The 8,492-nt window shown below is 45.2% G+C and carries 9 protein-coding genes; 3 read left to right on the plus strand and 6 right to left on the minus strand.

The window, feature by feature from the left end:
* The first annotated feature begins 51 nt into the window (after positions 1–51).
* Positions 52–282 carry a hypothetical protein gene (locus ACTHQF_RS14610; RefSeq protein WP_440431245.1) on the plus strand — a complete coding sequence of 77 codons (231 nt, stop codon included), beginning with the start codon at positions 52–54 and terminating at the stop codon, positions 280–282.
* Between the two features lie 15 nt (positions 283–297).
* Here ACTHQF_RS14610 and ACTHQF_RS14615 read toward each other — a convergent pair whose 3' ends face one another.
* A complete protein-coding gene (locus ACTHQF_RS14615) occupies positions 298–741 on the minus strand; it encodes a DoxX family protein (RefSeq protein ID WP_440431247.1) in 444 nt (147 codons plus the stop codon).
* A gap of 262 nt (positions 742–1,003) precedes the next feature.
* On the opposite strand from ACTHQF_RS14615, the gene ACTHQF_RS14620 reads away from it, so the two are divergent.
* Positions 1,004–2,890, plus strand: a complete 1,887-nt coding sequence (locus tag ACTHQF_RS14620; RefSeq protein WP_440431249.1) for an ATP-binding protein — start codon at positions 1,004–1,006, stop codon at positions 2,888–2,890.
* 21 nt (positions 2,891–2,911) lie between these two features.
* Here the strand turns inward: ACTHQF_RS14620 and ACTHQF_RS14625 are convergent, their stop codons facing one another.
* The 3 genes from ACTHQF_RS14625 to ACTHQF_RS14635 form a co-directional block, all read right to left on the minus strand.
* Positions 2,912–3,886, minus strand: a complete 975-nt coding sequence (locus ACTHQF_RS14625) for a chemotaxis protein CheB (RefSeq protein ID WP_440431251.1) — start codon at positions 3,884–3,886, stop codon at positions 2,912–2,914.
* A gap of 36 nt (positions 3,887–3,922) precedes the next feature.
* Positions 3,923–5,047 carry a glycoside hydrolase family 130 protein gene (locus tag ACTHQF_RS14630; RefSeq protein WP_440431253.1) on the minus strand — a complete coding sequence of 375 codons (1,125 nt, stop codon included), beginning with the start codon at positions 5,045–5,047 and terminating at the stop codon, positions 3,923–3,925.
* 87 nt (positions 5,048–5,134) lie between these two features.
* Complete coding sequence (locus ACTHQF_RS14635) at positions 5,135–5,488, minus strand: DUF6717 family protein (protein WP_440431254.1); 354 nt, start codon at positions 5,486–5,488, stop codon at positions 5,135–5,137.
* A gap of 206 nt (positions 5,489–5,694) precedes the next feature.
* Here ACTHQF_RS14635 and ACTHQF_RS14640 point away from each other — a divergent pair, with 206 nt between their 5' ends.
* Positions 5,695–6,024, plus strand: a complete 330-nt coding sequence (locus ACTHQF_RS14640) for a hypothetical protein (protein ID WP_440431256.1) — start codon at positions 5,695–5,697, stop codon at positions 6,022–6,024.
* A gap of 73 nt (positions 6,025–6,097) precedes the next feature.
* Here ACTHQF_RS14640 and ACTHQF_RS14645 read toward each other — a convergent pair whose 3' ends face one another.
* Together ACTHQF_RS14645 and ACTHQF_RS14650 are read right to left on the minus strand one after the other, a co-directional pair.
* Positions 6,098–7,042, minus strand: a complete 945-nt coding sequence (locus tag ACTHQF_RS14645) for a tail fiber domain-containing protein (protein ID WP_440431258.1) — start codon at positions 7,040–7,042, stop codon at positions 6,098–6,100.
* 33 nt (positions 7,043–7,075) lie between these two features.
* Positions 7,076–8,488, minus strand: a complete 1,413-nt coding sequence (locus ACTHQF_RS14650) for a hypothetical protein (protein WP_440431259.1) — start codon at positions 8,486–8,488, stop codon at positions 7,076–7,078.
* Positions 8,489–8,492: the final 4 nt, after the last annotated feature.

The raw sequence follows: 8,492 nt of genomic DNA on the forward strand, positions 1-8,492 counted from the left end.
AAAACGCATCCTCCTGTTTAAATACTAACTTTGTTTCATTAATCAAGAATTATGGCACGTCCTAAAGCAACACCCCCACCAACAATAGAGGATACTATTGCGAAAAAAATCGAAAGCATTAGAAACGAGATTCAGGCCTTGCAGGAGCAGCTAGACCACTGGGAAAAGATCTCAAACGATTACCAGATTAACAAGTCTACAATCGAGACTATCCTGTCCGTACACCAGGCACCAGATCTTTCTGCAGGACATGGTAAATCATCAAAAAAGGCATCTAAATAAGATGCCTTTTTTCTTTTAGTGCTGTGCCGCTCCTTGCTTCGAGTATTCTATGGAAATTACGCCATCACCTTCAATAAGAAAACATAATAACCCAATTAAGACAAAACTGGACAGCCAGATTTCTGAATATGGCCTTGCAATATCTTCACGTAAGTTGACAAAGAATACTGCGCCGAATAGAATCAACAAGTTCAGTAGACAGACGATTCTGGTTTGGGTACCAACAGCAATCATCAGCCCCCCGAGAATGTGTAGTACGATGATGACATGTGCCAGTAAACTGATGGTTGCAGCTTTACCGAGGCTGGCATCTTTCATTAATGCGGTAAATGCATCTAAATTCGTGGCAAACTGAATTCCTTTCCACATCAGGATCAGGCCAAGAAGAATCCTAAAATAATCAAGCCACTTCGGGTGATGACGATCACCCCATCTTTGGATTTTCGCTATAAGTTCCATACGCTTCACATTTTGGTTTACTTAAATTTAAACAATTGAAATTACAACGCAAGCATAATTTCAATTAAAGTATCTCAAAGACAAACGCTTAGTCTCCAACCATCATAACAAACATCCATCTTACTGGTAAGTTTTCCTGTATTTAGACGAGAAAAAAAATAAAACAATGATTGTGAATTTAATCTTATCTTAATACAATAGCTTCTCCCTTTCTACTCTGCCGGCCCCGCACATTTTTAGCCTCCAAATCATCTGGTACATCATGGAAACAACCTCTACCTTAAATACCTATAAGGCCGTATTTTATCAGATTCCAGCTGCTTGTATTCTGCTAAAGCCAGACCAACCAAGGTTTACAATTGTCGATGTTAATAAACAATTTACAAATCTTCTGAAGTGGCCGAAAGACAACTACATCGGATGTGGTTTTTTTGATGTCCTGTTTTGTAATCCCGAGGATGCTGAAACAAGGGATAGCAGAGCGCAACTGAGCAGTTACTTTCATCAGGCGCTAGACACCGGCCTTGCTGTAGATCATGGGACCTTGATACTGGACATTAAAGTAGCCGACTCGGGAACGGCAGCACGTAGATACTGGAACATCACAACTACACCGATCGTAAATGTAAAAGGTAAGGTGGAGTACCTGCTTTGCGTTCCGGTTGATGTTACTGAAAAGCAGGAACTATTTAATCGTGGCATGAAGCTCGAGCGGGCGGCAAAGATTCAGCGTGACTTCTACGAATCGGTGTTTATGCAATCTCCTGTAGGCATTGGAATTTGGGAGGGACCCAGCTTTATTACCCGGATGATCAATCCGGCCTTGGCCCGGTTCTACCAACGTGACAGTGCCTCTTTAATCGGCAAACCCATATTTGAAACCTTTCCAGAATCCAAACTGCTTTGGGAAACCATTATGACAAGTGTTTTGGAAAGCGGGCAGCCTTACACCGGTGTAGAACTGGCGGTGGACCTCCCCAAAAACGGGCATATACAAAGGTCGTATGTGAACTTTGGCATTGTACCCTACTATGAACCCGATGGCAGCATGTCGGGCGTACTAGGCGTCAGTATAGATGCTACCCAGCAGGTTACCTTGCGAAAGGAGCTGGAGAAAAGCGAGCTGATCATGAAAATAGCGGTTGAATCCGCCGGCTTAGGTATCTGGGATTTGGATTTGAGAACACGGGGTGTATTCTCTTCAAGCCACATCTGGATTGCAGGTTTTCCAATGGAGCGGTCGGTTTACCAGCTTGACGAATTCCTCGAACACCTGATTCCTGAAGACCGGAAAAAGCTAGATGATGCACTTAATGGGCCCGACACACATTTCAGCACGGTTTTACGGGCAGTGTGGACAGACAAATCCCTGCATTGGATTCAGCTGACCGGAAACATTCTCAAGGACGAAAACGAGCAGCCCATCCGTGTTGTGGGCACAACATTGGACATCACCGACCGGAAAGAACTGGAACAGCGTAAGGATGAGTTACTCAGCACTGTTAGCCATGAATTAAAAACGCCTGTGACCTCGATTAAAGCCATAGCACAACTGCTGGAGCGAAAATTCGAGCCGCTTGGCGACCGCATCACTATCGACCTGATCCATAAACTCGTTAACCAAATCAAGCGGCTAACCAATCTAATTCATGACCTGCTTGATGCCAGCTTAATTGAGGGTGGTAAACTCCAGTTGAATAAGCATCATTTTTTGTTCAATGAACTGCTTGAAGAGGTGATCTCAGATGTTCAGCGCACCACCAACACCCATCAGATTGTATTACAGCAATGTGCCACCATCCAGAGTTTCAGTGACAAGGAACGCATCCGTCAGGTTATTATAAACATGCTTACAAATGCAATAAAATACTCACCTAATGCCGACCAGGTTTTGGTTAGTCTTGAACTAAATGGGAAGTGTATACGCTGCTGTGTAGAGGATTTCGGTATCGGTATTCCCAAAGAAAAAGAATCTCAAATTTTTGAGCGCTTTTACCGGGTTATCGACGACAAACATTCAGGATTTCAGGGGATAGGCATTGGTTTGTATATTTCCAAGCAGATCATCACCCGTTTGGATGGCAAAATATGGTTTGAGGGCAAATCTGATGGCGGAACGATCTTCTGCTTTGAAGTACCGCAGTTTTAGAAAAAACTGCGGTATAGTAGTTTATTCGCCTTGATTGAGGTTTTTCAGCATTGCTTTGAGCCGTTTTACATGCACTTCCAACTGCTCCGCCCTTTCGGTTTTTCGTCCACTGCTATCATGAATTGACACTAATAAGTTGCGTCGCTCTTCCATCATGCGAATGGCTGTCCACAACGATTCTTCAAGGCTTTTTATCTGAAGATCTTCCAGACAAGCCGCGGTGAAGGCATGCCCTGTGAAACAGCGGAAGCGCGGTATCACATCGTGTTCAATCTGATGTAGCGTACCACCACAATCCGGACAGGTCAGGTCTACTGCAGGTCCAAGTTTCTGAAGGTCTTCCGGGCTACTGCTCATTCTTCTCGTGATTTCAGCCTCTATTTTTACGTCTTCAGGAATTTCACCCATGTTACAAGATCTTTTCATAAGCAGGTTATTCAGCAGCGGGCCCATTTCATTAACATTGAGTTGATGGTCCACTTGCATGTTGTTAATTACGCTGAAAGGCATGTTCGGGAACTCCGCTTCCTCCGGACTTTGAACGATGCAAATTCCGCCGCTTCTTTTTATGGCGTACATGCCTGAGGTGCCATCATCGAGCATGCCGGTCAGGATAATTCCAGTAACACAAGCCCCGTAGGCCGCTGCAGCAGATCTAAAGAGCACATCAATGGAGGGTCGATAGTGGTTTTCGTAAGCGCCTTTTTGAACCAGGATCTTACCGGTATCAACCATCATGTGGTGATCCGCAGGTGCGATATATACCGCGTGCTTTTCGATAGTCTGGCCGTCAACCGCAACCTGGCAGTGTAGTCTGGTCTGTTTCTGCAGCATCTTGCCAACGATATCCGCATCAGAGTTTCTGGAGATGTGAATGACGATGAAAATGGCTGCATTCAGGTCATCATCAAAGGTTGCGAGCAGCCGTGATACCGCTGCAAACCCACCCGCAGATGCGCCTATAACGATTATATTTAGTTGGTTAGAATCCTGCATGTTTTATATACCCGCAAGCCCCTAAAATTGTTTGAATTACAGAGAACTTACAGCAACAGCTACCCGGGAATCTGCACAACCGTAATACAGGAACCACTTCGATTTATAGTAGACCAGGCCTTCGATAAACACAGTTCCATTAGCATACTGGCCGGCTTTTTCATAGTCCATTTCGGGCTTGAAGAATGGTTTATCAAGTCTTTCTTTAACTTTTGTGGGATCCTGAGCGTCGAAGAGCACTTGTCCCGCGCTATACGTTTCAGGTTTAAGTTCCGGATCTCCCACACCTGCTACCCCATTTTTACCGTTGTACAATAATAAAATGCCCTTATCGGTTAGTAAGGCTGGAGGCCCGCATTCGGTTAGTGCACTATCGAAATATCCCTTTCTGGGAGAAATCAGTTCTAATAACTCTCCTTTGTCATTTAAAAGTGGCTCCCAGTCCACCAAGTTTGTAGAGGTGGCAGCGTAGACATGGTTTTCACCCCAATACATCCAGTACTTGCCATTGATTTTGGTGATCTGTATTTTGTCGTCAACAAGTTTAGTCACGATAGACCCAGACTTGTGGAAGATATCACGGAACCGGCCGTTATAGGCTTTTTCAAATGCGGGACCATGCTTTTTCCAGGTCAGCAAATCTTTGGAAGTTGCTACAGATAGTCTGGCTACTTTACGGTTCCAGGAGGTGTACATCATTACATAGGTGCCATCTGCGGCTACCGCTACTCTAGGATCCTCACAGCCTCCAGGCCAGTCATTCTCCTTCTGATCATCATTGCCGGGATAGAACACGGGTTTATCCCGACGCTTCATGGTCAGCCCATCGGTACTTTCAGCATATCCAATCCTGGAGGTTCTATAACCAATGCCGACGCCAGACTTATCCTCTGCGCGGTAGAGCACCACGATCTTACCATCTTTCACAACTGCAGCTGGATTAAAGGTGTCATTACTTTCCCAGGCTACATTCTTGTTGTCAAGCACGGAATAGAATGATGTTGTCGAATCTGGAGAGATGATCGGGTTCTGATCCACCCGTTTAAACCCTGACATGGCCCAGTCCGGGAGCTGGTCAGGCTTCTGGGCAAAGCTGTCTATTCCAGTAAAAAGTGTAAATAAAATAGGCAAGACAATGCCTGATTTAACGGTTTGTAACATAGTTTATATCGGTTAGATGGCTAGGAACCATCAAGATACAAATCTACTTGTTAATTTTGGACAACAATTTCAGCCTGCAACCTGCCCTTATTGAACTTTTTTGAAATAAATGCGCTCCGGTAATCCCTTAAAAACAAAATTGGTTACTTCGCAAAGCCACAAACGCAGTAAAGTTGTTTCGCCTTCGTATTTGTGAAGCAGGTAATCGCCTCCCCCACCAAGGTTCAACTCGCGTGCGTGCTCCAAATCCAGCAACTCCGCATGGTCAAAGGGCACATCAGATAACTTAAGCAAACATTCATTGGCAGTTCCGCTAATCAGGTCTAACATGGTGTCGGCACCTTGCACCATTTCAAGGTCTTCCTTGGGGCCTTTCCATCCGGGAAGCTCCACATACCATCGTCCATTCAGTTCCTTGTAAAATCTAAAATTTTGCGTCATGCCTAAATATAGAACTTGTAGGCATAAGTCAGACAAGGCGACCTAAGAAGTTTACTTTGATGAACCAATGGACCCATAATTAGCTTCGAGGCAAGTTCGATCAGGAATTGCGACGTTCCAAACGGTAATAATCTTTCTTCAATAATGTAAATGCAGCCTTGTAATTACTAATATTATTAGCAATTTTGCAACTGAGAAGGAAATTTATGACAGGAAGCCGCAACAACAAGGACAGTGAAGCATACAAGATCAAGCGTGAGATTGCCATGAAAGCTTTCAATTTAGGCTGTGTGATCTTTTCGCATGATACCAAAAAAGTTTATACCCCAAGGGAATTTATGGAATCCGATGAGGTGGTCTCCGTGCAGAAGCTGGGTATGCAGGATTATAACAACTTCACCCTTCATTATGCAAAGTACGCGATCGCGAAGAAGCTGGAGGAACTTCGACACGCGCAGGAAGAATTTGATAAATTCATGCTGAAGATGCTGGATGCTTTTCAGCTGAATCCACAACAAACAAAAAATAAAAAATAAGCCCTACTCTGGTTATGTATCCTCAAGCAGTTTGCACACTGATCGGCCTGCCCGAAATTTAATCTACTAACTTTTACTCTTTGGTCTTTAGCAACAGGAGTTCTTTCAACTGCTGAAGTTCGCGCTTCAGCTGTTGAACTTCCGTCTTCAACTGGCTAATTTCTTCATCATGTTCCTGCCAGCCTTTTAACAGCGGTACAGTCATGGTCTGATAGTTCAGCGATAAGGTCTTGTTTGCATCGTTGTCCACGCGAATTAAAGATGGAAAGTATTCTTGCACATTCTGGGCAATGAATCCAATCTGATGAAGGTTCATATCCTTACGATCATAGGACACGGCATGAAGTCTTCTGAGGCTCTCAGATACTGGCGGGATAGTCGCAATATTTTTCTTTAATCGTACATCCGAATTTGCAGTAACATCACCTGTTGCGGTGATGTCACCAGAAACCATCACTTTGCCAGTCACCCGAAGTTCTGAATTTACATCCAGGATGGTAAACATACCTTCTGCAGGTGCCAACTTACCAATTAACGTTCCATCTATCGCTCCTTTTGTAATTTCCACGGCGTCTTTGTTTTGGATTGCCATTGTCCCGAGTCCAAGGTTAACCCTTGCTTCCTCTATTGTGGTAGCACCGGTTCCACCTTTATCGATGGTCACAACACCACCAGTGCTTCCCCCTGTCCCGGCGCCGAAAGCAATTTCAGCCCAGTTTGTATCTGCTACCCCGCCTTTCAGCTGGTACAGCTTTTCCTCCGAAATTACATAGACCAACATACCAACACTTCTTCTTGCCGGAGTAATACCATTCCGCGCAGCAATATCAGCAACGGAGCGAAAGCCTCCCTTACCATAAATTTCATTATGCGTCGGATATTTATCGGTCAGGTCATTCGGTTCTACAGCCCCGATCACCTTCACCTGCGCGAAGAGGCTGAAGCTGAAACCTGTTAGTACGATTAACAATAGAGATGAAAGAATATTCTTCATTTGAATAGCTCTTATAATTGACATTTGTTTCTTTTTGAAATGAATTACTGTACCTGATTATTGAATACTGAAAGTCAGACCTGCAGCAGTGTTGTCCCGCTGCACGTAAATTACATAGGTTGTTGTGCCTCCACTTGCATTGGTAAATGATCGCGTTGTCCGCTCAAAAGCTCCAGTAGAATCGTTTACCCCAACAATAATCTTGTTTCCGCCCCAGGCAGCGGGATAGGCGATCACTAGCTTTTGCCTGCCGCTCGGGCTGGCTGACAAATTCGAAACGGCTGCAGAAGTTCCAAATGCACTGCCCGACAGCGCCAGGATCTGTGCGTCTGTTGGAGCAAACGTCTCGCCGTCTTCGCCGCCAGTAGCAAAACCCCAGTAGCGTTTTGATTGAAAATCAATGGTAGTGCTTGAGGCAGCTGTTTTATTATCTGCCGTCTTAACGGACATTGAAAACGTCGTTTTCTGATTGTTCGTTGCTGTTGCCGCCAGGGTTCCATTTACTGAGGCACCTGCCGCCGGTGTAGTTGTGAAAACATTGGTCCCATTTACCGTAATCCCGGTAATAGGCTCTGTTGCCGCAGCTCTTCCTGCAGTCCAGGCTAGGGTAATGCTCGTAGTTCCAGCAGATCCGAACTCTTGTACGCCCGATGGTGTTGCAGAAAGGGAGGCAGAAGGGCCAACAGAAGGATAAAATACCGCCTCGATCCATTTCGCCAGATCGTCAGTACCAGGATTAATATTTGTGTAATAAGCACCGGTTATGGGACGGTTACCATTGAAGGTCCCAACCGTACCGCCCGACCCAGTACCCAAATCAGATTTATTGATCCAGGTTACCTGGCCTTCCACGTTGGTTGCCAGTACCTGATCGGCAGTACCCGGATTGATTTTTTCAACAGTAACGGCTTTTTCGGCAATTGATGGATTCGGAAAAGTACCAGTAAGGTCACCCGCAGCCGGGCCTGTAGGTGATGCTTGCAGCAGTAACACCGGCCAGGTGTCGTCTCCTTGTTTTGGACCATACAGCGTTTGGGTCGCGGTATGGACAAAGAAGTCGCCTGTTTTACCAGTGCTTGCATCAGGGACTGCGGCGCCATAGATCAGATTATTTCCCGCTGCTGTTCCCGACGAAAAAGCGACCCAGTTTGCATTATCATTCAGTTCAGCAGGCACATCCTTGCAGATCAGCTGGAAGGTCTTAGCCTTCCCCGTACCATCGTCCATAACGGTACACAGCATACCTGGTTGACGCCGGTCAATACTGATGTTATTTCTTTCCGCAATTGTTGCTACCTGATGATGCCCACCTTTAGCGTCATTGGTATAAACGATCACTTTCCCTTCTTTAGGAATCAAGGGATTCCCAACAAACTGGGCTTTAGCATCCGTCGGATTAAAGCACCAGGTACTTAAAGCGAGCACCATAAACCTGATTAAATGGCTGCTCCATTTTTGTTTGATTATCATATGT

Source organism: Pedobacter sp. SAFR-022 (assembly GCF_051965375.1).
GTDB lineage: Bacteria > Bacteroidota > Bacteroidia > Sphingobacteriales > Sphingobacteriaceae > Pedobacter.

Excerpts from the sequence above, each read along its gene's own strand:
- ACTHQF_RS14620 (WP_440431249.1), top strand. The coding sequence starts at position 1,004 with ATGGAAACAACCTCTACCTTAAATACCTATAAGGCCGTATTTTATCAG.
- ACTHQF_RS14645 (WP_440431258.1), bottom strand. The coding sequence starts at position 7,042 with ATGTCAATTATAAGAGCTATTCAAATGAAGAATATTCTTTCATCTCTA.
- ACTHQF_RS14615 (WP_440431247.1), bottom strand. The coding sequence starts at position 741 with ATGGAACTTATAGCGAAAATCCAAAGATGGGGTGATCGTCATCACCCG.
- ACTHQF_RS14625 (WP_440431251.1), bottom strand. The coding sequence starts at position 3,886 with ATGCAGGATTCTAACCAACTAAATATAATCGTTATAGGCGCATCTGCG.
- ACTHQF_RS14610 (WP_440431245.1), top strand. The coding sequence starts at position 52 with ATGGCACGTCCTAAAGCAACACCCCCACCAACAATAGAGGATACTATT.
- ACTHQF_RS14635 (WP_440431254.1), bottom strand. The coding sequence starts at position 5,488 with ATGACGCAAAATTTTAGATTTTACAAGGAACTGAATGGACGATGGTAT.
- ACTHQF_RS14630 (WP_440431253.1), bottom strand. The coding sequence starts at position 5,047 with ATGTTACAAACCGTTAAATCAGGCATTGTCTTGCCTATTTTATTTACA.
- ACTHQF_RS14640 (WP_440431256.1), top strand. The coding sequence starts at position 5,695 with ATGACAGGAAGCCGCAACAACAAGGACAGTGAAGCATACAAGATCAAG.
- ACTHQF_RS14650 (WP_440431259.1), bottom strand. The coding sequence starts at position 8,488 with ATGATAATCAAACAAAAATGGAGCAGCCATTTAATCAGGTTTATGGTG.